This window comes from Streptomyces sp. SP18BB07 (assembly GCF_036322545.1).
Lineage (GTDB): Bacteria > Actinomycetota > Actinomycetes > Streptomycetales > Streptomycetaceae > Streptomyces > Streptomyces deccanensis.
The window spans coordinates 1-25852 of the sequence record NZ_JAQYWT010000359.1 but is presented as its reverse complement, the minus strand read 5'-3'; the positions used below and the strand labels follow the sequence as shown (position 1 = coordinate 25852).

21 protein-coding genes and 2 pseudogenes are annotated in these 25852 nt (G+C 72.2%); 14 read left to right on the top strand and 9 right to left on the bottom strand.

Features of this window, described 5'->3' with window-relative positions:
- Positions 1-244: 244 nt before the first annotated feature.
- From PUR53_RS37900 to PUR53_RS37870, 7 genes and pseudogenes are all read left to right on the top strand, one after another.
- Positions 245-1165 (top strand): hypothetical protein, encoded by a 921-nt coding sequence (locus PUR53_RS37900; protein WP_329911347.1) that lies wholly within the window; start codon positions 245-247, stop codon positions 1163-1165.
- 43 nt (positions 1166-1208) lie between these two features.
- Entirely contained in the window at positions 1209-1907 is a 699-nt protein-coding gene (locus PUR53_RS37895) for a DUF433 domain-containing protein (protein WP_329902055.1), read from the top strand.
- A complete protein-coding gene (locus tag PUR53_RS37890) occupies positions 1897-2295 on the top strand; it encodes a toxin-antitoxin system, toxin component, PIN family protein (RefSeq protein WP_329902054.1) in 399 nt (132 codons plus the stop codon). Before PUR53_RS37895 ends, PUR53_RS37890 begins: the two co-directional genes overlap by 11 nt.
- A gap of 67 nt (positions 2296-2362) precedes the next feature.
- Positions 2363-2583: pseudogene (locus PUR53_RS37885) on the top strand (phosphorothioated DNA-binding restriction endonuclease); the annotation flags it as partial.
- Positions 2584-2697: 114 nt separating this feature from the next.
- A complete protein-coding gene (locus tag PUR53_RS37880) occupies positions 2698-3252 on the top strand; it encodes an FAD-dependent monooxygenase (RefSeq protein ID WP_329911346.1) in 555 nt (184 codons plus the stop codon).
- Between the two features lie 160 nt (positions 3253-3412).
- Entirely contained in the window at positions 3413-3907 is a 495-nt protein-coding gene (locus PUR53_RS37875; RefSeq protein ID WP_443080412.1) for an endo alpha-1,4 polygalactosaminidase, read from the top strand.
- Positions 3904-4635 carry a hotdog fold domain-containing protein gene (locus PUR53_RS37870; RefSeq protein ID WP_329911345.1) on the top strand — a complete coding sequence of 244 codons (732 nt, stop codon included), beginning with the start codon at positions 3904-3906 and terminating at the stop codon, positions 4633-4635. Before PUR53_RS37875 ends, PUR53_RS37870 begins: the two co-directional genes overlap by 4 nt.
- A gap of 82 nt (positions 4636-4717) precedes the next feature.
- Here PUR53_RS37870 and PUR53_RS37865 read toward each other — a convergent pair whose 3' ends face one another.
- Genes PUR53_RS37865 through PUR53_RS37855 form a run of 3 tightly spaced genes read right to left on the bottom strand, consistent with a single transcriptional unit; the run spans position 4718 to position 6619 of the window.
- Entirely contained in the window at positions 4718-5134 is a 417-nt protein-coding gene (locus PUR53_RS37865) for a nuclear transport factor 2 family protein (RefSeq protein WP_329911344.1), read from the bottom strand.
- 5 nt (positions 5135-5139) lie between these two features.
- Positions 5140-5946 carry an MBL fold metallo-hydrolase gene (locus tag PUR53_RS37860; RefSeq protein WP_329902048.1) on the bottom strand — a complete coding sequence of 269 codons (807 nt, stop codon included), beginning with the start codon at positions 5944-5946 and terminating at the stop codon, positions 5140-5142.
- A gap of 52 nt (positions 5947-5998) precedes the next feature.
- Positions 5999-6619, bottom strand: a complete 621-nt coding sequence (locus PUR53_RS37855; RefSeq protein WP_329911343.1) for a DsbA family protein — start codon at positions 6617-6619, stop codon at positions 5999-6001.
- 393 nt (positions 6620-7012) lie between these two features.
- Here PUR53_RS37855 and PUR53_RS37850 point away from each other — a divergent pair, with 393 nt between their 5' ends.
- The gene (locus PUR53_RS37850; protein WP_329911342.1) at positions 7013-7858 is read left to right on the top strand and encodes a hypothetical protein; all 846 of its coding nucleotides are present in this window, start codon (positions 7013-7015) and stop codon (positions 7856-7858) included.
- A gap of 89 nt (positions 7859-7947) precedes the next feature.
- Here PUR53_RS37850 and PUR53_RS37845 read toward each other — a convergent pair whose 3' ends face one another.
- Positions 7948-8421, bottom strand: coding sequence for an RrF2 family transcriptional regulator (locus PUR53_RS37845; RefSeq protein WP_329902045.1), 474 nt, complete (start codon positions 8419-8421; stop codon positions 7948-7950).
- Positions 8422-8507: 86 nt separating this feature from the next.
- Between PUR53_RS37845 and PUR53_RS37840 the strand changes: the two genes are divergently transcribed.
- Positions 8508-9260 (top strand): SDR family oxidoreductase, encoded by a 753-nt coding sequence (locus tag PUR53_RS37840; RefSeq protein WP_329911340.1) that lies wholly within the window; start codon positions 8508-8510, stop codon positions 9258-9260.
- A gap of 15 nt (positions 9261-9275) precedes the next feature.
- Here the strand turns inward: PUR53_RS37840 and PUR53_RS37835 are convergent, their stop codons facing one another.
- On the bottom strand, positions 9276-10493 hold the full coding sequence (locus PUR53_RS37835; protein WP_329911338.1) for a CPBP family intramembrane glutamic endopeptidase: 1218 nt from the start codon (positions 10491-10493) through the stop codon (positions 9276-9278).
- 116 nt (positions 10494-10609) lie between these two features.
- Here PUR53_RS37835 and PUR53_RS37830 point away from each other — a divergent pair, with 116 nt between their 5' ends.
- Entirely contained in the window at positions 10610-12625 is a 2016-nt protein-coding gene (locus PUR53_RS37830; protein ID WP_329902042.1) for a sensor histidine kinase, read from the top strand.
- Positions 12626-12653: 28 nt separating this feature from the next.
- Here the strand turns inward: PUR53_RS37830 and PUR53_RS37825 are convergent, their stop codons facing one another.
- The 3 genes from PUR53_RS37825 to PUR53_RS37815 all read right to left on the bottom strand — a co-directional run bounded on the left by PUR53_RS37825 (position 12654) and on the right by PUR53_RS37815 (position 15252).
- Entirely contained in the window at positions 12654-12863 is a 210-nt protein-coding gene (locus PUR53_RS37825) for a DUF4287 domain-containing protein (RefSeq protein ID WP_329902041.1), read from the bottom strand.
- Positions 12864-12983: 120 nt separating this feature from the next.
- On the bottom strand, positions 12984-14072 hold the full coding sequence (chvE, locus tag PUR53_RS37820) for a multiple monosaccharide ABC transporter substrate-binding protein (protein ID WP_329902040.1): 1089 nt from the start codon (positions 14070-14072) through the stop codon (positions 12984-12986).
- A gap of 463 nt (positions 14073-14535) precedes the next feature.
- Complete coding sequence (locus PUR53_RS37815; RefSeq protein WP_329902039.1) at positions 14536-15252, bottom strand: polysaccharide deacetylase family protein; 717 nt, start codon at positions 15250-15252, stop codon at positions 14536-14538.
- 323 nt (positions 15253-15575) lie between these two features.
- Between PUR53_RS37815 and PUR53_RS37810 the strand changes: the two genes are divergently transcribed.
- The 4 genes from PUR53_RS37810 to PUR53_RS37795 all read left to right on the top strand — a co-directional run bounded on the left by PUR53_RS37810 (position 15576) and on the right by PUR53_RS37795 (position 25521).
- On the top strand, positions 15576-16958 hold the full coding sequence (locus PUR53_RS37810; protein ID WP_329902038.1) for a hypothetical protein: 1383 nt from the start codon (positions 15576-15578) through the stop codon (positions 16956-16958).
- A gap of 348 nt (positions 16959-17306) precedes the next feature.
- Positions 17307-22829: a glutamate synthase-related protein gene (locus tag PUR53_RS37805; RefSeq protein ID WP_329911336.1), complete on the top strand. Its 5523-nt coding sequence runs from the start codon at positions 17307-17309 to the stop codon at positions 22827-22829.
- Entirely contained in the window at positions 22826-24616 is a 1791-nt protein-coding gene (locus tag PUR53_RS37800) for a diflavin oxidoreductase (RefSeq protein WP_329911334.1), read from the top strand. Before PUR53_RS37805 ends, PUR53_RS37800 begins: the two co-directional genes overlap by 4 nt.
- A 2-nt stretch (positions 24617-24618) precedes the next feature.
- A complete protein-coding gene (locus PUR53_RS37795; protein ID WP_329911333.1) occupies positions 24619-25521 on the top strand; it encodes a hypothetical protein in 903 nt (300 codons plus the stop codon).
- A 40-nt stretch (positions 25522-25561) separates the two neighbouring features.
- On the opposite strand, the pseudogene PUR53_RS37790 reads toward PUR53_RS37795, so the two are convergent.
- Positions 25562-25852 (bottom strand): annotated as a pseudogene (locus tag PUR53_RS37790) (hypothetical protein); the annotation flags it as partial.

The following is a 25852-nucleotide window of genomic DNA, read 5'->3' as shown; positions in this document are numbered from 1 at the left end:
CCGGGCCCTTGCCCACGAGGGTCCGGCGGGCCGCTGACCTCCTGAAAGAACCGGGGGAAAGAACTACCCGCCCACCCACCCTCCCTGACCGCGAGGGGCGCATCACCCGTCCGAGTGACCGGCTTGCAGGCGCGGGATGCGGACGGTTACGTTCGCCGCGACAACCGCACACAGACTTCGGCCCCCGGCCGGGACGGCAATCCCGAACGAGGGCCTGACCAACCAGGAAGACACAACCTTCCCGATGGCTGATTCGCAGTCTAACGCGCCCCTGTGCGCCGACGCCGGAGCTGCTCCGACCTCCGGCGTGATCCACGTACGCACCCGCCTGACGGCCGACTTCACGGTGATCTCCAACGCCCTCGCCCAGCGACGCGGCAGCGCGGTCACGGTCGGCGTCGCGACGTACATCTCCTCCCTTCCCGACGGCACGTGCGTGAGCATCGCCGCCCTGTGCGCACACTTCGACGAGGGCGAGATCCTCATCTCGCGAGCGCTGAGGGAACTGGAAGCGGCCGGATACCTGGAACGCCGCCGCGAGCGAACGCCCACCGGCCAGGTCCGCACCCGGACGTACTTCTACGACGTACCCGGCGGCGAACCCGCCCCGGATCCCGGCGGGTCTCCCAGGCCGCCCAAGCCTCGCCGCCCCCGGAAGCGGCCCGCTGCGGCCACGCCCGCACCCGCGTCCGGGGCCGTGCGGGACGCAGTGGAGACGCCCGTACAGGCGCCCGTACAGACGGAGGTGGAGACGGAGAAGGCACCGGCCCCACTCACCGACGCCGACCCCCGAGCCATCGGCCTGCTCGCCGGGCTCCGCCGGGTCGATCCCCGCCTCGTCCTGTCCGAGCGAGAAGCCGCCCGCCTCGCCCCGGCCGTCACCCGGTGGTTCGGCGCAGGCCTCCTCCCCACCCAGATCACCGACCACCTCACCGCCCGACTCCCGGAGGACCTCCTCGTCCGGCCTGTCGGCATCCTCGCCTACCGCCTAAAGGAGACACCCCTGACCACACCGGCACCGGCGACCGGAAGTCCCGAAACCCCAGAACGCCCGGTGTTCCTGCAAATGCGGAACTGCGACGGCTGCGACCGAGGCTTCCGCTCCGCGGGACACAGCCACTGCCGGGACTGCCGGTCCCGGGACCAACTCCCTGCGACGGGCTGAGCCGGTGGCCGGGTGTGCGGTCCACCCGCAGGTGGGAGGCTTGATGTGGCACGATGCGAAATCTGACGCCAAGAGGAGGTGGGACATGGTCGACAGGTTCACAGACGGGCTCCTGACGCCCACGGAAACAGCTTCCTACCTTCAGATTCCTCAGTCGACCCTCACCTCGTGGCTGAAGGGCAAAGCTGCCGGAGCACCCCTGGTCCACCAAGTGGAGCCGGTGCGGAAGGGGCAGCCTTCGGTGCCGTTCATCGCGGTGGCCGAGGCGCATGCCCTGCGTTCCCTGCGTTCTCTGGGGCTCCGCATGAGCGAGATCAGGGAGGCGGCCGCCGCCGTACGGGACGCCTTCGACACTCCCTATGGCCTCGTCTCCAGGAGAATCGCCACGGACGGCGTGGACATCTTCATCGAGCACGGCTGGGGGGATCTCCGCAGAGCCCGCGACGGCCAGGTCCCCATCCACGAGGTGGTCTCCGACTATCTCCGCTACCTCACGTGGGAGCCGGGCGAGGACTTCCCCTCCAGCCTGCGGCTGAGGCAGTACCCGGACTCCGTCCCCGTAGTGATCGACCCGAGGTTCGGCCACGGGCTCCCTGTCGTGGCCGCGAACCGCGTCACGGTCCAGGCGATCACCGACCTGTGGGAGGCCGGGGAAACCGTCGAGGACATCGCCTACGACTACGACATGACGCCTGAGCAGGTGGACGCGCTCTGCCAGGCAGTGGTGCACCTTGTCGCCTGAGTCCTCCCCCGAGTTCTTCCTCGACCGGAATCTCGGTCGCCGTGTGGCGGAGGGCCTGAGAACCTGCGGGTGGACGGTTCACCGCATCGGGGACGTCTTCCCGGACGACGGCCAGGACATCCCGGACGAGGAGTGGATCACACACGGTCTCGACCGCTCCTGGGTTCCGCTCTCGAAGGACGGACGGATCAAGACCCGCGACCTGGAGATCCGACCAGTCCTGGAACGCGAGGCTGTGCTGTTCTACCTGGACAACCAGCAGCTTCGCAGCGCCGAGATGATCGATCGCCTCGTCATGCACCGGAACTCGATCCACCGGGCGGTCGAGAAGGGCGGGCCGGCGGTCTACGCCGTGCGGCACGACCGTGTCGAGCGCACCTGGCCGTGAGGGGATGGCGCAGGAAGGTCGGCCACATGTGCGCCGTCGGTCACGGTGCCACCGCGCGAACGAGGAGCGTACCGATGTGGCCAGGGTGGGACTGGAGGCCGCCCATGTGCGCTGGTGGGCGCCGGGCGAACCCGACGACGTCGACAACGGGCTGTGCCTGTGCTCGCACTGGCGAGTCACGCGCTGGTCGGCCCGCAGCCGGGCGTCCGCCCCGTGGCGGCCGGCCACCTCGACCGACACCTCAGCCAGGTCTTCCACGGCACCCCGCGCCCCGCCACGGCCGCCTGACGGCGGTCCTCCGCCAGCGCCACGGCCGCCTGACGACACGTCATGGTTTCCGCTCTTCTCGTTCAGGTGATTTTCGTCCGGTAGGGAACTTCCGCGCACCTACCATCCCTTCTCGTGACAGATAGGAAGATCCGGAGAGCAGCCGATGTGGTCGTCCTCGGCGCCGGGCCGGCCGGGCTCGTGCTCGGCAATCTCCTCCAGGACAGCGGGATCGACTGCGTCGTGCTGGAGCGCGCCGAGCGCGCGCACGTCCAGACCCGGGCGCGCGCCGGGTTCCTGGCCGCCCGCACCGTATGGATCCTGGAGCGGCACGGGCTGGCCGAGGGGCTGCGGCGGCACGGGCAGGCCCACAGCACCTGCGAGTTCCGCACGGAGGACGGCCGGTTCCGGCTGGACTACAGCGGCCTCGGGCGTGGTGAGCGGCACACCGTCTACCCCCAACAGCTCCTGGTCACCGACCTGTTGACCCGGTTCCTGGCCGTCGGCGGCCGGGTGCGCTTCGCCACCGAGGCCGTGGACGTCCTCGACGCCGACACGGATCGGCCCTCGGTGACCGTGCGCGAGCCGGACGGGCGGCCCGGCCGGTGGCGGGCGCGGTACGTGGCCGGGTGCGACGAGGGCTGCGCGTTCTCATCGGTCTCGCTGCCGTCCTGGTCGCCACCGGGCTGAGCTTCACGGTGATGACGACGAGCGGGGAGACGGAGGAGAAGAGCCTGGCGGACCGGAACGACAGCTCCCCGTCGGCCGATGCGCCCGCCTCCCCCTCCGCACCGGGGTCGGGGTCAAAGTCGGGGTCCGCCGTGGTGGCCCTGCCGCCGAAGCACGTGCGGTGGGACTACCAGATCGGCGGCGCGTACACCCTGCCGGCCGGCGTGCGGGGGTCAGCCGTAGCTACGAGGACCCGGCCGCTCCGGGGGCGTACAACATCTGCAACTTCAACGCCCTCCAGGCGCAGGAGGACGCGGAGGACGACTGGGACCCCGACCTGCTGCTGCGCGACGCCGACGGGAAGGTCGTCCGCGACGAGGAGTGGAAGGAGGCGGTCCTGGACATTCGCACGGCCGCCAAGCGGGAGCGCGTCGCCTCCCGGGTGAACGGCTGGATCGACGGGTGCGCGGCCAAGGGGTACCAGGCGGTCGAGCCCGACAACTACGACACGTTCACCCGCTTCCCGGACCACCTCACGGCCGGTCAGGCCAAGGCGTTCATGAAGCTGCTGTCGGCGCACGCCCACGCGAAGGGCCCGGCCGTGTGGTGGTGGTCGGGCGGGGAGGGGCGCGCTCCGGCGGTCGTCAGGAGCGGTGTGGTGGAGTGGGCGGTATGAGCGACATCGAGACGATCACGGTGCCCGACCTGCTGCGGGGCTATCCCGGGGTGGCGTTCGGCGGGTACGTGGCGGGGGTGCTGGCCCGGCGGGCGGCGGCCGGGACCGTACGGGTGGACTTCCGGCGGCCGACGCCCGTCGACGTGCCGGTGGGGCTCGCGCGGACCGCCGACGGCGGGGCCGTGCTGACCGGCGCGGACGGGGTCCTCGCGGCGGCCGTGCCCGACGAGGCGGACCTCGCGGCACTCGGCGTACCCGAACCCCCCTCCTGGGCGGAGGCGTCCGCGGCGGCCGAGGCCTATCGCGCGGCACCGCCGGCGGGGGCCGTGGACTGCTTCGGCTGCGGGCTCGACCGTACGCCCGACACCGGGCTCCGCCTGCACTGCGGAGGCGTCCCCGGCCGGGACCTGGTGGCCACGGCGTGGACACCGGGCCCCGCGCTCGCGGACGCCGACGGGATGTTGCCGGCGGAGCTGGTGTGGGGGGCGCTGGACTGCCCGGGAAACGCGGCGGGCCGGCAGCTCGGGACGATGCCCGGGGGCGCGGTGACCGCCTCGCTCACCGCCCGGCTGCTCCGGCCGGTGCCGATCTCCGCGCGGCTGGTGTCATACGCGTGGATCGTCGCGGAGGAGGGCCGGAAGCACCGCGTGGGCGCCGCCCTGGCCACGGCCGAGGGCGACCTCTGCGGCACCTCCTCGGCCCTGTGGGTGGCCCCCCGCCCGGCCTGACGCGGTGTCAGGACGGGGGTGGGGAACGGCGGGTGTGGGAACCGCGGGTGTCAGGGCCACGGGTGACCGGGGCCGGATGCGGTCAGGTCGGCATGGCCTCGCGGACGAGGGCCGTGTCGACGAACTGTTCGAAGCGGACGATGAGGCCGCCGCGGACGGTGAAGTGGTGGGCGACGCGGACGTGGATGTGCTTGCCGGTGGCCTTGTTGGTCGCGGTGTAGCGGGCGAGGACGACGACGTTCTCGCCGTCGACGACATAGGTGTCGTCGTGGGCGGTCCAGTCGTCCCAGTCCTGGCCGAGCTTCTCCATGACGTTGGACGTGACCCCGTCGGGGGTTCGGTAGGTACCGGCGAGGGGGAAGCCCGCCATCTCCGTCCACTCCACGTCGGGGGCGAGGGTGGCACGCAGGGCCGCCAGGTCACGCGCCGCGGAGGCTAGGTACTGGCGGCGTACGACGTCCGCGGGGGCGGTGGACGTGGCGAAGTCGGTGGCGGTCATCCCCGTCAGCCCCAAGTCATCTCGCCCTTGGCGACCTTCGCGCCGATCTGCGCGGCGATCCCCATCCCGTTGTCCGGGTAGCGCTTGACGAGCGCCTCGGTGAGGGACGCGCCGTCGGCGGCCTTGTCCAACTCCTCCTCGAAGGCGAGCAGGTAGGCGCGGGTCGCGGCGATGGCGGAGGCGTCGGCCGGGGTGCCGGGCAGACGGTGGCCGGGGACGACCAGCTCGGGGTCGAGCGCGGCCATCTCGTCCAGCAGGTCGATCCAGGCAGCGCGGTCGCCCGGGGTGGGGGTGTCGGCGACCCAGACGTGCTCCTGCTGGAAGAGCAGGACGCCGCCGAGGAGGGCGCGGGACTCGGCCTGCCACAGGTAGTGGCGGTCGGGCAGGGCGGCCGGGCCGCCCCTGAGCTCGAAGCGGTGGCCTTCCAGGGTGAGGTCACCGGTGAGCGGTTCGAGGTCGACCAGGCGGGTCGGCAGGTTGGCGCCGAGGGCCGCCCAGGCCTTCAGCTTGCCCTCGTAGGAGTGGTGGATGTGGTCGATGACGAGCGGCGTGGCGACGAAGACCGCGTCGGGGAAGGCGTCGGCGATCACTTCGGCGCCGAAGTAGAAGTCGGGGTCGCCGTGGGAGACGAAGACGGTGGTCAGCTTCTTGCCGGAGTCGAGGATCTCGGCCGCCAGGCGGTGGCCGTCGGCGCGGGTGAAGGCGGCGTCCACGAGCAGGGCCTCGTTCTCGCCGGTGACGAGGGTGGCGGTCTTGTTCTTGCTGCCGGCCGGGAAGTCGAGGTCGAGGACCTTGTAGGAGAGGGTGCTCATCGTTGGCTCCTTGGCGGGGGGTGTGCGGGGCCCCGGTGGGGGCGGGGGTGGTTCAGAGGATGGCCGCGGCGCCGAGCCGCTCGTCGATCTCGTCGGCGGTGGCACGGCCGTACGCCAGTTCGGTGACGCCTCCCTCGCCGTCGACGGCCAGGAACGTGGGGAATCCGGCGACACGCAGCTCGGCGGCGCGGCGGAAGTCGGCCTCCGCCGCCGCCTTCGCCCCGGGCGACTCGAACGCGGTGACCACGGCGTCGGCGTCCAGTCCGGCGTCCTCGGCGATCTTCCGGTAGGTGGCCGGGTCGGAGAGGCTGAGGCCGTCGACGTAGAACACGCGCTGGAGTTCGACGGCCAGTTCCGCGGCCCGGTCGGGGGCGGCTTCGCGCAGGGCGGCCAGACCGCGGGCAGCGGCCTCGGAGTCCATCACGAACGAGCCGTCCGCGATGAGCCGCTCGTACGCCTCGCCGAACTCGGCGCCGGTCACCTCCGCGATCTGGGCGTTGGCGCCCTGGACGTAGCCGAACTGACGGATCGGCACCCGGCGCGACCCGGTGAACAGCCCGCCGGAGACGACCTCGACCGGCAGCTCGGGGTGGCGGGCGACGACCTCGCTCAGGGTGCCGGAGAACCCGTGCGACCAGCCGCAGTAGGCATCGAAGACATAGACCAGCTTCATGGAGATCCTCGGCGAGGGTGTGGCGCCCGCCGGATTGCGAGCGACTCACCTGAGAGAACAGTAACTGACGCGTCAGATATTTCTCGGAGTGCGTGACGCCCGTCACATCACCCTCCGCCCTCCACCCTCCACCCTCCGCCCTCCGCCCTCCGCCCTCCGCCCTCCGCCAGGGCCGCGGCCACGCCCGTGCGCGTGACGCAAGGCGGCGCGTCCGACAACTGCCGTGCGCAGCAGAGGTGTTGCCGTGTCACGGCCGCGCTACGGCGGTGTCCTGAGGAGGCGACGGGCGTGACCTGCGGGTTCCACGGCTCCTCATAGTCAGCACAGAGCGGGAGACGAAGGAAGCACGAACGCCGTCGACTCCCCGCCACCCCACCCAGGAAGGAACCTCCCGTGATCAACCGCCACCTGCGCAAGGCCGTCGTCGTCACCGCCGCTCTCACCGCCGGACTGCTGATGACGGCGTGCCAGAACGGCACCGACACCGCATCCGGTTCGTCGGGCTCGTCCAGCGCGGGCGGCTCGGGCTCGGCGGCGGTCGCGGAGAGGTCGTCGGACTCCAAGGGGTCAAAGGGCTCAGAGGGATCCCAGAACTCCCAGGGCTCGGGGAAGTCCAAGAACGCCGAGGGGGTCAGCGGCTCGTTCGAGAACGGCGAGGTCACCTATCTCGCCCCGGGCAAGTACATCGTGTCCGTGCCGGGCAAGGGCGACCAGCAGTTCTGGGTCGCCGACGACACCGAGGTCTACGGCGTCGGCACGATCTGCGGCGAGGCCGGGGCCAAGGTGGACGCGCCCTGCACCCTGGACCAGCTGGAGGCGGCCACCAAGAAGGGCGCCGTCGACGCCGACGTGAAGATGAAGGACGGCGTGGCAACCCTGGTGACCGAACGGCGCACCGCCCAGGACTCCGGGTCCGGCTCCGGGTCCCGTGAGACGGTCGTCGAGGGCCTCGGCAAGGGCAAGGGGGTCGACGGAACGTGGTTCGGCAACGTCTCCTACCTGGCGCCCGGCAAGTACACGGTCTCCGACCAGAAGGGCACCGAACAGCAGTTCTTCGTCGCCGAGGACACCAAGATCTGGGGCTACGGCGACATCTGCGGAGACGAGAACACCGATGAGGGCGGCCAGGGCGGCACCCAGTGCACCGAGGCGGAGCTGGAGGCCGCCGCCAAGAAGGGTGTCAGCGCCGAGGTCGTCATCAGCAACGGCATCGCGACCACCATCCGCGACGACCACTGAGCTTGAGTTTCAACCTCGCCGCCGACGCCTGGCCTGACCAGCCGCCTGTCTGCGCGACCTCCACGGCGTCGCATGCGGCGGCGGACGCGCTACGGCGTCCCGGTCAGGCGCAAGCGGGTGCGGGATGGGGCCGATGGGGGCAGTGCGGCGATGATCTCGGCGAGCGAGGTTGCGGCGAGGCTGTGCCGCCAGGCTTCGTGGGCTTCGGCCATCTTCTCGGCGAGGATGCAGGGGTTCTGGCACTCCTCGGCGGGCAGTGCTCCCCGTCCCTGCTGGCGGATCTCGCGGCACTCGTACGGCGAGGACGCACCGTCGACCGCCTCGACGATCTGCAGGAGAGTGACCTCAGAGGCAGGCCGGGCCAGCCGGAACCCACCGCGCGGGCCCGTCGTCGCGGCCAGCACACCGGCCTTGACCAGCGCCTGCAGCTGCTTGGCGAGATAGGCCGCCGGCAGGTCGAAGTACTGGGCGAGCTGTGCCGCCGACGCGGTGGCCCCCGCGTCGAGCTGCGCCAGCGACGTAGCGCAGTGCAACAGCCATTCCGTACTCACAGGCAGCTTCATGACCCCCACCCTATCCCAGATATTGCGGATCCATTTAGTCCGAGATAGCGTCCGGTGGCAGCGCGAGAGACAGAGGAGAGATCACCATGCGGACCATGCGAATCGCCGTTGCCGGAGCAACCGGGAACATCGGGGCCCTCACCGTCGCCGCCCTGGAACAGGCCGGACACCACGTCGTGCGCATCAGCCGCTCACTCGGCGTGGACCTGACCACTGGCGACGGCCTCGACGCCGCCCTGACCGGCGTCGAGGCCGTCGTGGACGCCACCAACTGCACGGCGACCGACCGGGACGAAGCGGTGGCGTACTTCGGCACCACCACCCGGACGCTGCTCGCCGCCGAGGAACGGGCCGGTGTCCGCCACCACGTTCTGCTCTCGATCGCCGGCATCGACCACGTCGAGGGCAACGCGCACTACGCCGGCAAGCGCGAGCAGGAGCGTCTCGTGACCGAGGGCCCGGTGCCGTGGACGATCGTTCCGGCCACCCAGTTCCACGACTTCGCCGCGATGGTGACGAGCTGGACCGAGCAGGACGGCACCGCCACCATCGCGCCACTGCTCGTCCAGCCGATCGCACCCGCGGACGTGGCCGACATCCTCGCCGAGATCGCCACGGGTGCACCGCAGGGGTGTTACCGCGAGGTCGCCGGCCCCGAGCCGCAGGACCTGGTGGACATGGCCCGGCGCACCAACGACGCGCGCGGCCGCGCGGTCAAGCTCGTGCCGACGTGGTCATCGCTGTTCGGCCCGGCAATGGCCGGTGACGTACTCCTGCCCCGTGCGGGCGCCCGCATCGCGCCAACCACCTTCGACGAGTGGCTCGCACAGCAGCAATAACGTGCAGCGATAACGTCACGGGGTGGTCTCGGGCGCGGTCGTCGCGCGCGGTAGCGGGTGCCCGCGCTCCCCGGGGTGAAGACCACGGGTCCTGACGCCTCGGCGGCGGGCGAGATACAGGACGACCGCCGCGTAGAGGACGACCAGCGGTACGTCGACGGCCAGCATCAGCCCGTCCATGTCGGCGGCCGTCTCGTCGCTTTCGAGGCCTCCGGCGATCGCGGCCATGAAGCCCATGGCGAGGAGGTTGTTGAGGACGTGCAGGGCGATCGCCGCCTCCAGGCCGCCCGTGCGGATGGTCAGCAGGCCCGCGACGAGACCGAACACCACCAGGTCGACGAAGCCCCAGGGCGTCCCCCAGCCGTGCGCGGCGGCGAACAGCACCGCCTGCGGTGCCACCGCGACCCACGGTGAGCGGAACCAGGCTCCGACCGCCTGGGCCAGCCAGCCCCGGAACACGTACTCCTCGGCCGCGGCCTGGAACGGTACGAGCAGACAGACGGTCGCGAGGCCGAGCAGGAACGGGGCCAGCCCGGCCCAGGCCATCTCCGGCCCGCCGCCCTCGGGGTCGGGCAGCAGCAGGGAGAGGCCCATGATCGCCGCGGACACGGGCAGCGCCACCGCGAGGCACAGCCCCAGCCAGCGCCACCGCAGCGCGCCCGTCACCGAGGAGACAGTGCCGCCCGGGCGGCGCTGCACCCAGCGCGCGGCCAGCAGCACCACCGGGATGCACAGGGCGAGGGAGAGCAGGGTCAGGGCGGTGTCGCCGGTCCCGCCCCAGACGACGTTGCCGTCGGTGTCGCGGGGACGGTCGAGGACCGCACCGGCGATCTCGCCGCCGACGAACACGGCAACGGCGACGAGGATCGCGCCGCCGAGCACCACGGCGGTCCCCAGTGGCGACCGCCACCAACCGGGGGCCCCGGCCGCCACCGCCATCCGGTGGTACGGGAGGGGCTGCGGCGGGGGTGCGGGGGCCGGGGGCGGATACCAGGGCAGGGCGGGGGCCGGGGGGCCGTACGGGGTCGGGTTCCCGTACGGGTTCGCGTAAGGGGCCGGGTTCGCGTAAGGGGCCGGGTTCGCGTAAGGGGCCGGGTTCGCGTACGGGGCCGAGTTCCCGTAGGGAACTGGATTCCCGTACTGGTCCGGGATCCCGTACGGAGCCGGCGGGGCCGGGTGTCCGGCGTCGGCCCGGGGCGGCTCGTCGGGGCCGGAGGGGTGACTCGTCGTCATGTCCCTCAGCATTCCCGTGGTGGGCGGCCCCCACGTCGGCCGTGGGCACGACCCGTGTCTCCAACCTGGGATAGGGACGGCCCCGACAGCGAACCGAAAGTATGATCGACGCCATCATGGGGGTCCTACGGAACTGGCTGCTGCCCGCGCTGTTGGCGGTCGCGCAGTTGTCCCTCTGGCCGGGGCTCGCGCTCTCGCGCGGCCAGACGGTCGAGACGACGGCACTCGTCGTCGGCCTGGCCGTGACCGTGGTCGCCTGCGTCGTCCTCGGGGTGCGCCGGCGCCACCCGGTCGTCGTGGCGCTCGTCATCGACACTCTGCTGACCGCCGGGTTCGTCGTGCCGGACCGGGCGTTGCCGGCCGCCGCGGTTGCGGGTGTGGTCGCGCTGTACTCGGTGGCGGTGCGGCGTCCCGCCCGTACGGCCGTCCTCGTCGCGTCCGTCCTGGTCGCCTCGGGCGTCGTCAGGGCGCTGCTGCTGTACGACTCGGCGGTCGACGTGGGCGGTGAGGCCCTGGCGAGTCTCGCGGTGTACGCGGGCACCGTGGGGGCCGGTCGCAGCCGCCGCCGGTGGCTCGCCGGACGGCGGGCCGCCGAACAGGAGTTGGCGCGGGCCGAGGAGGCACGGGTCACCGCGGCGACCACGGAACGCCACCGGCTCGCCCGTGAACTGCACGACGTCAGCGCGCACCACCTGACCTCCGTGGTGGTCACCGCCAACGCCGCCCGCCACGTCGGTGACCGCAACCCCCGACTGACCGCCGACGCCCTGCGGTTGGCGGCGGAGGCCGGGCGCGAGACGGTGGTCGCGCTGCAGCGGCTCGTCGCGGTGATGTGGACGTCGGCGGCCGACGAGGAGAGCCCGCTCGCGGAGCGGGTCGCCGAACTCGCGGCGGGGTGCGTACGCCTGGGCCAGCGCGTCGACGTGGACATCGCGCCCGGCGCGGCCGGCCTGACGGGCCCGGTGGCCGAGGCCGCCTTCGGCATCGCACGCGAGGCCCTCACCAACACGCTCCGCTACGCCCCCGGCGCGACGGTACGTGTGGTGATCCGGGACTCCGACGGCGCCCTGGACGTCGCAGTGGAGGACGACGCGACCCCACCCCCGGCCACGGCCTCCACCACCGCGGGGGCGCCGAGCACCAGCACCGCCGTCGCGGCCCCCGCCACCGCCGACACGACGCGGGCCACGCAAGGCCTCGGCGGCGGGCGCGGGACCGCCGGTATGCGGGATCGGGCGCGGGGGGTCGGGGGGACGCTCGTGTCGGGGGCCCGGAGGGACGCTCCCGGGTGGTCGGTGCGGGCACGGCTGCCGCGACCCTCGTCGAACGCCGGGGTCAACTCGGCGCCGCCGCGCTGGAGTTGGACCGACGCGGCGACCGTGCTGGCACTGACGGCGCTCCCGGTCGTCGCCGTGCTCATCGAGCGGCCCGGCGCCACCGCCGCGGCCTGCCCGCCCGCCGTCCTCCACGCGCTGGCGCTGGTGTGGCGGCGCCGGGCCCCCTGGACCGTGCTCCTCGTGGTGCTGGCCACCGCCTGGATCCCGGCGCTCTGCCTGGCGTTCGGGGTGCTGCCGTCGGACGTGGCGTGGGCGCTGACCATGGCGGGGGCAGGCGCGGACTGTGTCGCCCTGTACGCGGTGGCGGCCTTCGCGGGGCCCGCCGACCGCACCTGGCCGGCGATCGGGCTGGTCGCCGCCGGTCTCGCGTCGACGACGGTCGCGCTGGGCCTGCTGGACGGCGCCGACGCGGCCCGGGCGGAGGGCATCGGCCCCTGGTTCCACGTCTTCCTCGCCGTCCTCCTCACGCTGCCCCTGGCCCTGGTGACGGCCGGCGTGTGGGGCGTGGGCGTGTTCGTGCGCAGGCGTCGCGAGTACGTCACCCGGCGGGAGGACAGCCATCTGACGGCGGTGGTGTGGTCCGCCGTCGTCGAGGCGCGCGCCGAACGGCAGCGGATCGCCGCCGAGCTGCGTCAGGCCGTGCTGCACCACGCGCACGAGGTGGTGGCACACGCCGAACGCGACGACCTCGACGGCGCCGCGGACCAGGCCAGAGCGGGCCTGGCCGCCATGCGCGAGCTCCTGGCCGTACTGAAGGGGCCGACCGAACCGCTGAACGCGACGACCGGCCCCTGACGGGAACGGGGTGTCACCGGCCCCCGGTTCACCCGGCCTGTTCGGCGAGCGTGTGGGCGACGAGCGCGTTGGCGTGGCCGTGCCCGAGGCCGTGTTCGCTCTTGAGCCAGGCGACGAGCTCCATGTGCCGGCTCGACGGCGCCGACCGGATCAGTTCCTTCCACTCCGCGATCGGACGGCCGTACTTCTTCTCGATCGAGGGGAAATAACTGGCGGGGCCCTTCACAGATGCGGTCATGACGGTCGCGTCCCTTCCTGTCCGGCCCGGCCTTGCCTGGCCTCGGTCGTTCTTCGTCCGTCATGACCGGCGCGGGCGGGAGAACTCATCGGCCTCCGGAAGTGATCCGGGCCACAGCGGTCACTTCAGGTCCTCGGCCGTGTAGTAGTCGCTGCCGAGCAGGATGTACTCGTAGTTGGACTTGTCGACGCTGATCGGCTGGAGGAGGTACGCGGGTACCGCCTTGACCCCGTTCTTGTAGGCGCGCCGGTTGTTCAGCTCGGGGGTGTCGCCGTTGAGGATGTCGTCGGCCATTTCCGCGGCCCGCTCGGCGAGTTGCCTGAGGTCCTTGTAGATGGTCTGCGACTGCTCGCCCGCGATGATCGACTTCACCGAGGCCAGTTCGGCGTCCTGGCCCGTGATGACGGGCAGGGGGTTCCCGGCGGTGCCGTAGCCGTCCGCCTTCAGGGCGTTGATGACGCCGATGGAGATGCCGTCGTACGGCGACAGGACCGCGTCGACCTTCTCGGTCCGGTACGACTCGGCGAGGACCTCGGTCATCCGCTTCTGCGCGGTCGGCCCGTCCCAGCGCAGGGTGGTGATCTGGTCCATGTCGGTCTCGCCGGACCGGACCACCAACTGCTTGTTGTCCAGGTACGGCTGGAGGAGGTGCATCGCGCCGTCGAAGAAGAACTTGGTGTTGTTGTCGTCGGGAGAGCCGGCGAACAGCTCGATGTTGAACGGGCCCTTGCCGTCCTCCAGGCCGAGCTTGTCGATGATGTGACGGGCCTGCAGCCGGCCGACCTGCTCGTTGTCGAAGGAGACGTAGTAGTCGACGTCCTTGGTGCCGAGGATGAGCCGGTCGTAGGAGATCACCGGGATGTCCGCGGCGGCGGCCTGCTTGAGCACGCCGCCCAGCGACTTGTTGTCGATGGCTGCGACGATGAGGGCGTCCACGCCCTGCTCGACCAGCTTCTCGATCTGTGCGACCTGGGCCTTGGGGTCGTCGTCGCCATAGACCAGTTCGGTCTTGTACCCCTTGTCCTTCAGGTCCTCCACGACGCTCTTGCCGTCGGTCAGCCAGCGCTCCGAGGCCCGGGTCGGCATGGCGATACCGATCGTGTCGCCCCCGGAAGCGACCTCGCCCTCCGCGCCGCCGCAGGCCGACACGGTGAGAGCGAGGGAGGTCGCTCCGGCGAGGGCCGCGAGGACGGCTCTTCGGTTGCGCATGGTGATCGTTTCCCGTTCTGGTCGTCGTGGGCAGGGTGACGGCGCGCCGGATGACTGCGGGAGGGCGGCGGAGCGGGTCGGGTCGTCCCGGGGAGCATCCGCTCGGCGACCGGGTGGACCGCGCGGGGCCGCCGAGGTCGTCGGGGGCTCGCCGCACACCGGCTGTTCCGACCCCGCGGCCGGGGCGTGCCGCCACGCTGGTCGGGCCGCGTCACTGCGCTCCGACCACGTGGGGGCTGATTCCGGTGATACGCGGGCACGTGCCTTTCAACCGTTCGAAATCTCGTCACATGGTCGGAATGTTGGCGAGACATTAGGAGGGTATGTGCCGGGTGTCAACGGAACGAACACGAATGGTTGCAGAGACGTGTGGGGCTGGTGGTGCGGCGGTGATGCGGGAGTGGGGTGCGCCGACGGGGCGGCGCACCGGTGCCGTGCTCCTGCCGTACGGTGAAGGGGCTGGTCAGGGGCGGTAGGCGGCGCGGTTGTGGTAGGTGACCTTGCCGACGGGGAGCTTGGTGGGGGCGAAGAGCTGGTCGACCGTGACGAAGTGGAAGCCGCGGGCCTTGAGGGCCTTGATGATGCCCGGCACCGCGTCGACCGTCGTCCTGTGGATGTCGTGCATGAGGACGATGTCGCCGGGCCTGGTCTCGGCGTTGACGTACTTGACGAGCCGGGCCGCGTCCTTGTACTTCCAGTCGAGGGTGTCGACGCTCCAGTGCACCAGCGGTCGCCCGGCGGCCGAGCGGACGGTCGCGTTGTGGGCGCCGTAGGGGGCGCGGAAGGTGGTGGGCTTCGTGCCGGTCGCCTGCTTGATCGCGGTGTCCGTGCGGGAGAGCTGCGACTTGACCTTCGCGGCGCTGAGCTTGGTCAGGTTGGCGTGGTCCCAGCTGTGGTTGCCTATCTGGTGGCCGGCCTGTGAGGCGGCGCGCACCGTCGCCGGGTACTTCTGGACGTTCGTGCCGACGGCGTAGAACGTCGCTCTGACGTCCCGGTCATTCAGGATGCCCAACAGCCGCTGGGTGTCCTTGACCGGCCCGTCGTCGAAGGTCAGGGCGACGCACTTCACCTTGCGGCAGTCGACGGCCTGGGGCGCGGCGGAGGCGGACGAGGCGGTGCCGACGAGCGTGGTGGCGCACAGTGCGGTGGTGACGGCCGAGATGACGAGGCGACGGTGCATCGGATCCTCCGGTGGCGGTGAACTTCCCCTGAACGCCCTGACGCCCCTGGACGCCACGCGGACGTCCCTGAACTTCCCTCGCGGGCAACGGACTTCCTTGTAAGACGCACACGGCGCGGCCTTGGATGTACGCGAAGGGCCGCGCGATTCGGAGGGTTTCGTACCGGTTCGGCGCCACCTGACTCCGACGCACCGGTAATTGTCATGCGCAGCCCCACAGCACCCCATACGATCCCCTCGCCACCCGCACCACAGCACGCGACCGGCACCGCGTGCGTGTCGATTCGGCGGGCGGACATCCGAACGGGAGGGGCCACTTGACCATGTCCTTACACACGCGATCGCGCACCGTCCTCGCCGCCCTGGGAACCCTCGGCCTGGCACTGGCCGGCGCGTCGCCCGCGCACGCGGCCGGCGGAACGCCCACCACACCCACCCAGCTGTTCAACGGCTACCGGCACTGCTCGACGGACGCGGACCGGCCCACCCACGTGGGGGCCCGCGAGGGTCTCGTCGTCGAGGGCATCCCCGGGACCACCGACACCACCGGAAACCCCCTGCTGGGCGTGCGGTACCAGGCCTGGCCGGTGTCCGACCCGACCCGGGTCACGACGCTCGCCCGCGACCGCAACATCCCCGGCTACGAGGCCCCCGTCACGCTGCCGGCCACCGCGCTGGCCGACGGACAGACGTACGCGTGGCAGGCCCGGACGGAGACCGGGAGCACGGCATCGGACTGGTCGGCCCCCTGCTACGTCACCATCGACAACACCCGCCCCGCGAACGCCCCCACGATCACCTCGCCGAACTACCCGCAGGACGGCTGGAATCCGGGCGGCGAGCCCGTCACCTTCACCCTGGACGCCCGGGGCGTGGACGACGTCGAGGGATTCGAGTTCTCCTGGCAGCCGGACCTGCCGGTCATCGGCACGTCCATCGGCGAGTACGGCATCCCGCGGCCCGTCGACCCGTACGCGGAGACCCGCTTCTTCAAGCGGGCCGACGCGCTGGGCGGTTCAGCCACGCTGAGCCTGGTGCCGCCCGCCGGCTCCGGTTCGAAGACCCTCTGGGTGCGGAGCCTGGACCGGGCCCACAACGGCTCGGCGGTCACCAGCTACTCGTTCCGCGTCAGCTCCACGGCGCCCACCGTCGCCCCGGCCGTGCCGTCGCCCGAGTTCGGCGAGCCGACCGAGTTCACGCTCCGCCCCGACGCGGCGCTCCAGGCGAAGAGTCCGGTCGTCGGCTACACCGTGCGGACCGTCGGCGGCCAGGAGGACAGGACCGTCGACGTCCCGGCCGCCGCGGACGGCACGGCGAAGGTGGAGCTCACCCTGGACGGCATCCACGGGGAGCACCTACAGGTGTCCAGTCGGAGCGCGAACGGCTGGGTCAGCGACGCGGCGTCCTGGACCATCGCCTACGACACCACCCCGACCGTCGCCTCGGAGGTCTACCCCGAGAACGGCGCGGGCGGCGGTGCGGACGTCCCCGGCACCTTCACGTTCACGCCGAAGGTGAGGAACGTCGTGAGCTACACGTACTCCTTCGACAGCGGCCCGGAGACCACGGTCGCCGCGGACGCCTCCGGCCGGACGAGCGTCGAGTGGGCCCCGCCGACGAACGGCTCGCACTACCTCTCGGTGTACGCGACGACCCGCTCCGGCATCCAGCTGGCGACGTACGACTACTTCTTCGACGTGGCCTGACCCTCCGGCCGCCGAGGAACGCCCGGCCCTCAGGCACCGGCCCTCACGAGCGCCGGGGTTCCTGAGGGCCGGGGGTTCTGAGCGCCGGGGCTCCCGAGGGCCGGGGCTCCTGGGACCCGGGGGCACTCGGCCCGCACACGCAGGACCCGGCCGGCACATACGTGCACGGCACACCCTTGCCGGGAACTTAGGCCCGCCTTACTATGGTCAATCGCACCACTCAGGGCTCCGGACGTCACACCGGTCCGCCCGCGGCGAGCGCTTCACCGACGCAGCCTGGCCGTTCCTCCCCCAGTGCCCCGAGGGCCTGGGAGGCACACCCAGCCGCACACGTCACGGGACCCGCCCTTGAATCACGCATCTGTCACGCCCGTCGGTCTGTACGACCCCGCCCGCGACCACAGCGACTGCGGCGTCGGCTTCCTCACCCGCCTCGACGGGACGCCGAGCCATGACGTCATCCTCAAGGGCGACGAGGCGCTCCGCGCCATCCCGCACCGCGGCGGCACCTCCGCCGAGGGCGTCGGCGACGGCGCGGGCGTCAGCGTCGACCTGTCGGTGGAGTTCTTCACCGCGCTCACCGGCGAGGACCTGCGCGCCGGTCACTTCGGCGTCGCCAACTGTTTCGTGCCGACCGACCCGGACCGCCGCGCCCACGCGGTCGACCTCGTCGGCCGGTGCGTCGCCGAGGAGGGCTTCGAGACACTGCTCGTCCGGGACGTGCCCGTCGACCACAGCGTGGCCCGGCCCGCCGCCGAGCAATACCAACTGCCCATCGTGCAGTGGGCGTTCCGCGCCCCGGAAGAGTGGGAGCGGCAAGAGGTCGACGCGGCCGCCCACCGCGCGCTGCTCGCCGTCGAGGCCGTCGCCTACGCCGACGCCGACACGTACGCCGGGCTGTACCCGCTCTCGCTCAGCGCGCGCACCCAGGTGCTCAAGGGCCGCCTCAACTCCGGTGAGATCGTCGGGTACTTCCGCGACCTCACCGACCCCCGCCACTCCGTCCGGTCCCTGTACTTCCACACCCGGTTCTCCACGAACACCGAGCCGCACCCGACGATGGCGCAGCCGTTCCGGCTGATGGCGCACAACGGCGAGCTGAACACCGACCGCAAGAACCGGCTCTCCGACGAGGCCCTCGCCCGCGCCCGGACCCGCAGCATCGTGCGTCCGCCGGGGCAGTCGGACTCCAGCCGCCTCGACCAGACCCTGCAGAGCCGCGTGTTCGACGACGGCCTGGACCTCGTCGAGGCCGTCGTGTCGCTGATGCCGCCGGCCTGGGAGAACGACCGCACCCTGCCCGACGCCGTCCGCGCCATGCTGGAGTACTTCTCCCTCTACGAGGAGAAGAACGACGGCCCCGCCGCCCTCATCTTCAGCGACGGCGACGTCGTCGGCGCCCGCCTCGACCGGCTCGGACTGCGCCCGCTGCGCACGGTCGAGACCGCCGAGTACCTGATGGTGGCCTCGGAGGCCGGCCAGGTCGCGTTCCCCGACGACGAGGTGGTGCACCGGGGCCGCATCGAGGCCGGCGGGATGCTGGTCGTCGACCACCGTGCCGGACGCGTGCTGCGCACCCGTGACGTGCTCGACGCCCTCGCCGCGCGCCGCCCGTACGGCGAGCTGCTCGACGCGGCCCGGGTGAACCTCGACGACCTGCCCGCCCCCGACTACTACCGGGGCACCACCACGCTCGGCTACGACGGTGACCTGAGCCTCGCCGGCCGGTACGTGGCGTACGCGCTGAACCAGGAGAGCTTCCGGTTCATGCTCGACCCGATGCTCGCCACCGGCTCGGAGCGGATCTCCGCGATGGGCTACGGCAACGCCATCAACGCGCTCAGCGACACCGAGGGCGGCATGGCGAAGTACTTCTCGCAGCGGTTCGCCCAGGTCACCAACCCGCCGCTGGACAGCATCCGCGAGGCCGACGGCATGAGCATGCGGGTCGCGCTCGGCCCGAAGCCCGACGGCACCCACGCCACCAACGGCCGCCAGCTCGTCGTCTCCTCCCCCGTGCTCGGGCATCTCGACATGGTGCGGCTGCGGGACCAGCGGATCGTGCCGCTGGAACGGTTCGCCATGCTCTACGAGCCGGTCGCCGGGGACGAGACCGCGAACGCGGACGCGCTCCGCTCGGCGCTGCACCGGCTCTGCGACGACGTCGAGCGGTTCGCCGCCGACCAGGGCGGCATCGCGCTGCTCACCGACCGGGCCGTCTCCTCCACGCGCGCCCCGCTGCCGGTGATCCTCGCCGTCGCGGCCGTCAACCAGCGGCTCATCGAGACCGGGCTGCGGCTGCGTGTCTCGCTCGTCGTGGAGAGCGGCCAGCTGGCCTCCTCGCACCACGTCGCGACCGCGCTCGGCTTCGGCGCCTCCGCCGTCTACAGTCTGAGCGCGCGGCTGCGCGCCGAGGAGAAGTTCCCCAGCGCGGCGGCTCCGGCCGGCGAGATCACCGAGACCGACCGGGCGCTCGCCAAGTTCCGCAAGGCGGCCGAGAAGTCCCTCGCCAAGACCATGGGCCGCGTCGGCCTGTGCACCGCAGAGAGCTACATCGGCGGCGAGTTCTTCGAGCCCAACTACCTCGACACCCGCGACGACGTCTTCGCCCAGGCCTTCCCGCACATGGAGGCCCCGGTCGGCGGCGTCGGGTTCGCCCGCATCGCGCAGGCCGCCACGGACTGGCACGAGCGGGCCCGCACGGTCGGGACCGAGCAGCAGATCCCGCTGCTCGGGCTGTTCAAGGAACGGTCCGACGGCGCCGGGCACTCCTTCGGCGTCACCGCCGTGCGCGGTTTCGGCGACATGGTCGAGGAGCGGCCGGAGTTCGGGAAGGCCGACGACTCGGACGCGCTGCGCCTGCTCACCCTCGGCCAGCTCGACGACGCGTTCGGCATCACCGACACCGCGTACCGCAACACCGGCTACGACGCGCTCAGCGACGCCGAGATCGACGCGTTCCGGATCACCCCCGGCTACCGCGCCTTCCTGCGGACGACGCACGAGGAGCGCTCGCGCCGCCCCGCCGCGCTGCGGGACGTGCTCGCGCTGCCCGCCGACGTCACGGGCCTGCGTACGGCCGAGGACTTCGCCCGGGAGCTGGGACGGTTCTCCACGGACGGGAACGCGAGCGTCACGGTGCGCGGGATGGCCGTGACGGTCACGGCGGAAGGCGTCCACCTGCGCCTCACCTCCCCGGGGCCCGAGGCAGCCGAGCGTCATACGGCCCTCGCCGACGGCCTCGCCCGCCTCGGTGACGTACGGACCGTCGCCGCGGACGCCGACGGCGTCACGGTCACCGCCTCCGGCACCGCCGCCCACCTCCTCGCCCTCCTCGACAGCGCCCCCGACAGCGTCCCGCTCGACGAGGTCCAGCCCGCGCACGAGATCACCCGCTCGCTCGCCTCCGGCGCGATGAGCCACGGCGCGCTCGTGGCGACCGCGCACGAGGCCGTCGCGCACGGCACCAACATGGTCGGCGCCCTGTCGAACAGCGGTGAGGGCGGCGAGCACCACACCCGGTACGGCACCATCCGGGGCTCCCGCATCAAGCAGTTCGCCTCCGGCCGGTTCGGCATCTGGGCGGGCTATCTCGCCGACCCGATGCTCCAGGAGCTGGAGATCAAGATCGGGCAGGGCGCGAAGCCCGGCGAGGGCGGCCAGCTGCCCGCGCCCAAGGTCACCGTGGACATCGCGGCGGCCCGCGGCGGCACCCCCGGCATCGAGCTGATCTCGCCTCCCCCGCACCACGACACGTACTCCATCGAGGACCTCGCCCAGCTCATCCACGACTGCAAGGCCGCCCGCGTCCGCGTCATCGTCAAGCTGGTCTCCTCCGAGGGCATCGGCACCATCGCGGTCGGCGTCGCCAAGGCCGGCGCGGACGTCATCAACGTCGCCGGGAACACCGGCGGCACGGGCGCGGCGGCCGTCACCAGCCTCAAGTACGCCGGGCGTTCGGCGGAGATCGGCGTCGCCGAGGTCCACCAGGCGCTCGTCGCCAACGGGCTGCGGCAGAAGGTCGTGCTGCGCTGCTCCGGCGCCCACCAGACCGGCGGTGACGTCGTCAGGTCGGCCCTGCTCGGCGGCGACAGCTTCGAGTTCGGCACGACCGCGCTGATGATGCTCGGCTGCGTCATGGCGAAGAACTGCAACGTCAAGTGCCCGGCCGGCCTCACCACCAACCCGGAGGTCTTCGAGGGCGACCCCCGCGCGCTGGCCCAGTACCTCCTGAACATCGCGCACGACGTCCGGCAGATCCTCGCCCGCCTCGGCCTGCGCTCGCTGCGCGAGGCCCGGGGCCGCACGGACCTGCTCCAGCTCCTCGACCACCCGGCGAGCGTCGGCCGCCTCGACGTCCGCCGCCTCCTCGCCCGCGTGCCCGAGAAGATCGTCGAGAACCCGGAGTACCTGGAGAAGGACTTCAGCACCGACGACGCTCTGATCGAGCGGGTGCGTACCGCGCTCCTCGACCGGCGCGAGCCGTCCCTGCTCGTCGACGGCATCCGCCTCGGCAACAGCGACAAGTCGGTGGGCGGGCAGCTCGGCATCGACGTGGAACGCCTCCTCAACCACGAGCTGTCCGATCTCCCGGACGTCCCCGCCGTCACCACCGACGACCGGGGCCGCCGCCGACTGGTCGACGGCGCCGTGACCGTCCGCACCACCGGCTCGGCCGGACAGTCGTACGGCGTCTTCTGCAACGACGGCATCACCCTCGAACACACCGGCACCGCCAACGACGGTGTCGGCAAGAGCCAGAGCGGCGGCCGGATCGTCGTCCGCGCGCCCGGCGGCGGCAGCACCGAACGCGGCGGCAACGTCCTCGTCGGCAACTTCGCCCTGTTCGGCGCCACCGGCGGCCGGACCTTCGTCCAGGGCGAGGCGGGCGACCGGTTCGCCGTGCGCAACTCCGGTGCGACGGCGGTCGTCGAGGGCGTCGGCGACTTCGGCTGCGAGTACATGACCGGCGGCACCGTCCTCAACCTCGGCGGCTTCGGCAAGGGCCTCGGCAACGGCATGAGCGGCGGGTTCCTCTACCAGTACGACCCCTCCGGCGAACTGCCGGGCCGGGTGAGCGCCGACTCGCTCCTCGTCTTCCCCGTGACCGACACCGCGCACGGCGCCTTCCACGAGGAGGCCGTACGGCTGCTGCTGACCTGGCACGTGGAGGCCACCGGCTCGCCGCTCGCGGCCCGGCTGCTGGAGAACTGGGCGAGCGAGCGGGAGCACGTGTACTGCGGGATGCCCCGCGCGCTGCTCCTCTACCAGGACGCCGGGGAGATCCTCGCGGCGGCGACCCGCAACGAGCTGTTGGACGAGCTGGCGACGTCGATCGCGACGGACAAGCTCCGCGCGTTCAAGGTCGACTACCGCGACCGCCGTACCGTCCTCGGCGGCCGGGCCCCGGCCTTCGGCGACCAGGGCAGCGACGACATGTTCTCCCTGCTGTCGTCGTACACGGTGCTCGGTGTCGCGCAGGACCTCGCGCTCCAGCGGGTGCCCGGCGCGAGCGGCCCGGACGACCCGAAGGTCGCCGAGGCCGTCCGGAACCTGATCCTCACCGAGGACTTCTTCGTCAAGCAGCGGGTCGTGAAGTACCTGCGCGGCACGCTCGACCGCTTCGACGACGGCGAACTCGCCACGCTCATCGCGATCAAGCGGCTCGACGACTACAAGCGCGCCCTGAAGCAGCGCAACAACCTCAGCGTGGACGCGCCCAGCACCTCCGGCTGGATCGTCCACCAGACCACGAAGAACGCGGGCCGCGTACGCGCCGCCCGGTTCGACGAACTGCTCGCGAACGCCGCGCTCGACGACATCGCCGCGCGCCTCGCCCCGCAGGCCCCGACCGAGACGGTGACCGCGTGACCCTCCTGCCCCCGGCCCTGCCCGCGACCGGCTCGGCCCTCCCCCCGACCGGCTCCCTCATCCCGGCCGACGCGCCGTTCTCCGCCCAGCAGGAGGCGTGGCTCGCCGGGTTCCTCGCCGGTGTCGCGGCCGCCGGACGCCGGCAGGGCGCGGGTTCCGACGCACCGGCGGCGACGATCGACGTCCTGATCGGCACCCAGACCGGCAACGCCGAGCTGGTCGCCGAGGACATCGTCGCCGGCGCCCGCACGCAAGGCCTCGGCGGCCGGACGGCGGCCCTGGACGACGTCACACCGGAGGCGCTCGCCGCGATGTCCCACGTCATCGTGGTGACATCCACGTACGGCGAGGGCGAGATGCCCGACAACGCCGGGCTGTTCTGGGAGGCGCTACAGTCCGACACCGCCCCGCGACTGGAGGGCGTGCGCTACGCGGTCCTCGGGCTCGGCGACCGGGGCTACGACGACTTCTGCCAGGCGGCGAAGCTCATCGACACCCGGCTGGAGCAGCTGGGCGCGACCCGGCTGCATGAACGCGTCGACTGCGACGTGGACTTCGAGGAGCCGGCGGCGGAGTGGACGGCGGCGGTACTGGAGCGCCTGGTCGCGGAGACCGGCGCGACGGGCGGCGCGGGCACGGGCGCCCCCGTGTCGAAGGCGGAGGCATCGGCGGCACCCGCACGCCCCCGCTCCCCGTGGAACAAGCGCACGCCGTACCCCTCCCGACTCACCACGAACCGGCTCCTGTCCGCCCCGCACAGCGCGAAGGAGATCCGCCACTACGAGTTCGACCTCGGCGACAGCGGCATCACCTACGAGGCGGGCGACGCGCTGGCGGTCGTACCGGTGAACGACGAGACGCTGGTGGGGGAGCTCCTGACGTATCTGGACGCGGGCGGCGACGCGGAGACGGCCGAGCTCCTGCGCGCCGAGCGGGAGATCCGCACCCCGTCGAAGGAACTGATCGCCGACCTCGTGGAACGGGCCCCCACGAGCGAGCTGGCCTCGGTCGTCGCCCACGGCGACCGCTCGGACCTGGACTCCTGGCTCTGGGGCCGGGACGTACTGGACCTGCTGCGCGACGCCGGCCCCAAGGCACCCTCCCTGGCCGAACTCCTGCCCCTCCTCCGGCCGTTGCAGGCCCGCCAGTACTCGATCTCGTCGAGCCCGCTGGCACACCCCGGCAGCGTCCACCTCACGGTCGCGTCGGTCCGCTACGACTCCGGGCAGCGGACGTACGGGGGTGTGGCGTCGACGTACCTGGCGGACCGGATCGGCGACGCCGCGACGGTGGGCGTCTACCTCCAGCCGAACGCCTCTTTCAGCGTCCCCTCCGACGACGACTCCCCCATGATCATGATCGGCCCCGGCACGGGCATCGCCCCCTTCCGCGGCTTCCTGCACGAGCGGGCCGCGCGGGGCGCCTCCGGCCGCAACTGGCTGTTCTTCGGCGACCGGCACCGCGAGACGGACTTCGTGTACGAGGACGAGCTGACGGAGTTGCGCCGGCGCGGCACGCTCACCGAACTCGACCTCGCCTTCTCCCGCGACCAGGCCGAGAAGGTCTACGTCCAGACGCGGATGCGGGAGCGGTCGCGGGAGCTGTACGCGTGGCTGGAGGAGGGTGCGCACGTCTACGTCTGCGGCGACGCCTCCCGGATGGCGAAGGACGTCGAGGCGGCCCTGCTGGGCGTCATCGCCGAGCAGCGCGGCCGCGGCGACGACGACGCGGCGGAGTACCTGGCCGCTCTCCGCCGGGCGAAGCGCTACGTACGGGACGTGTACTGACCATGACCCACCACCACGGCTGCGGCTTCGAGACGTGCTGCGGCCGGCGCACCGGCACCGCACGCCTGATCGACCCCCGGATGCCGGAACTGGCCCGCAGCCTGACCCTCTTCCGCCACGTCCAGGCACTCACCGGCGGCCCGGTCGCCCGCCTCGACCAGGCGGGCAGCTACGCGGTACCGAGCCTGCGCGGCGAGGCCTTCACCGTCCACCCGGACTCGGGCTCGATCACGCTGCGCCTGGACGCCGACGGGGTGGACGCGGCCGTGCTCACCCGCGACGCCGAGGACGCGGTCTCCGTACGCCTCCTCGACGCGACCGGCCGTACGGTGCACGAGGGCCGGCTCCTGTCGGAGGGCGACCGCCTGCTGGCGGGCCTGGCGGGCACGGTCGAGGCGGGGGTGGGGGCCGCCGACGTACGGGAACGCCCCGAGGCCCCCTCCTGGGAGACCGGCGACCAACTCGCCCAGCTGGACGCGATCCTGGCGGACGGCGGGGCGGCCCGGCGCGCGGCGCTCACCCGCCACCCGGGCGAACACCGCGCGGTGGACGTCGCCGTCCTCCCGTCCGTCCTCGACCACGTCTGCTCGGTGGGGCTGCCCATCGGGGTGGCGGTCTTCGCCCCCTCGGCGATGCAGGCCTGCGCGGGCCCCGTCCACGTCACCGACCGCACGGCCGGCGGCCGCGTGTACGCGGCGGTGGCGAACGCCTCCCTGGAGCTGGACCTCCCCGCCGTCCACTCCTGCCACCTGGTCCGCTCCACAGCCGCCCACGGCCCCACCTCGTCCCTCGAACTCGACGACGAGAACGGCGACTGCGTCGCGCTCATCACCCAGTTCGGCATCGTGGGGGAACGGGTGCACGGGGCGTGGGAGCACTTGGCGGCCTCACTGCCGGACGCGTAAGGGGCCGGGCTTCGCCGGCCCCTTTCCTGCGGCCGCCCGGTCAGTACAGCTTGTTGACGGCCGTGGTCGTGGTCTTCTTGAAGGCGGCCACGGGCGCGTCGGTGAAGTCGCCCATCTGCTGCCACTGGACGACGGTGACGGTCCTGCCGTCCCGTCCGACCGACATCAGGGCGACGTCGTTGGCGCCCCCGGACGTCTCGGTGTTCAGACCGCGGACGTGGGCGCCCTCCTCGACCGGAAGCGTGCCGTAGTCCCGGCCCTCGGCGTCGACGTCGGGCGAGGCCGCCTCGAGGCGGTCGGCGCAGGTGCGGATCAGGTCGTCGTAGTGCTT

Coding starts and splice junctions, on each gene's coding strand:
- PUR53_RS37900 (WP_329911347.1), top strand. CDS start 245: ATGGCTGATTCGCAGTCTAACGCGCCCCTGTGCGCCGACGCCGGAGCT.
- PUR53_RS37895 (WP_329902055.1), top strand. CDS start 1,209: ATGTGGCACGATGCGAAATCTGACGCCAAGAGGAGGTGGGACATGGTC.
- PUR53_RS37870 (WP_329911345.1), top strand. CDS start 3,904: ATGAGCGACATCGAGACGATCACGGTGCCCGACCTGCTGCGGGGCTAT.
- PUR53_RS37865 (WP_329911344.1), bottom strand. CDS start 5,134: ATGACCGCCACCGACTTCGCCACGTCCACCGCCCCCGCGGACGTCGTA.
- PUR53_RS37860 (WP_329902048.1), bottom strand. CDS start 5,946: ATGAGCACCCTCTCCTACAAGGTCCTCGACCTCGACTTCCCGGCCGGC.
- PUR53_RS37855 (WP_329911343.1), bottom strand. CDS start 6,619: ATGAAGCTGGTCTATGTCTTCGATGCCTACTGCGGCTGGTCGCACGGG.
- PUR53_RS37845 (WP_329902045.1), bottom strand. CDS start 8,421: ATGAAGCTGCCTGTGAGTACGGAATGGCTGTTGCACTGCGCTACGTCG.
- PUR53_RS37840 (WP_329911340.1), top strand. CDS start 8,508: ATGCGGACCATGCGAATCGCCGTTGCCGGAGCAACCGGGAACATCGGG.
- PUR53_RS37835 (WP_329911338.1), bottom strand. CDS start 10,493: ATGACGACGAGTCACCCCTCCGGCCCCGACGAGCCGCCCCGGGCCGAC.
- PUR53_RS37830 (WP_329902042.1), top strand. CDS start 10,610: ATGGGGGTCCTACGGAACTGGCTGCTGCCCGCGCTGTTGGCGGTCGCG.
- PUR53_RS37825 (WP_329902041.1), bottom strand. CDS start 12,863: ATGACCGCATCTGTGAAGGGCCCCGCCAGTTATTTCCCCTCGATCGAG.
- chvE (WP_329902040.1), bottom strand. CDS start 14,072: ATGCGCAACCGAAGAGCCGTCCTCGCGGCCCTCGCCGGAGCGACCTCC.
- PUR53_RS37815 (WP_329902039.1), bottom strand. CDS start 15,252: ATGCACCGTCGCCTCGTCATCTCGGCCGTCACCACCGCACTGTGCGCC.
- PUR53_RS37810 (WP_329902038.1), top strand. CDS start 15,576: ATGTCCTTACACACGCGATCGCGCACCGTCCTCGCCGCCCTGGGAACC.
- PUR53_RS37795 (WP_329911333.1), top strand. CDS start 24,619: ATGACCCACCACCACGGCTGCGGCTTCGAGACGTGCTGCGGCCGGCGC.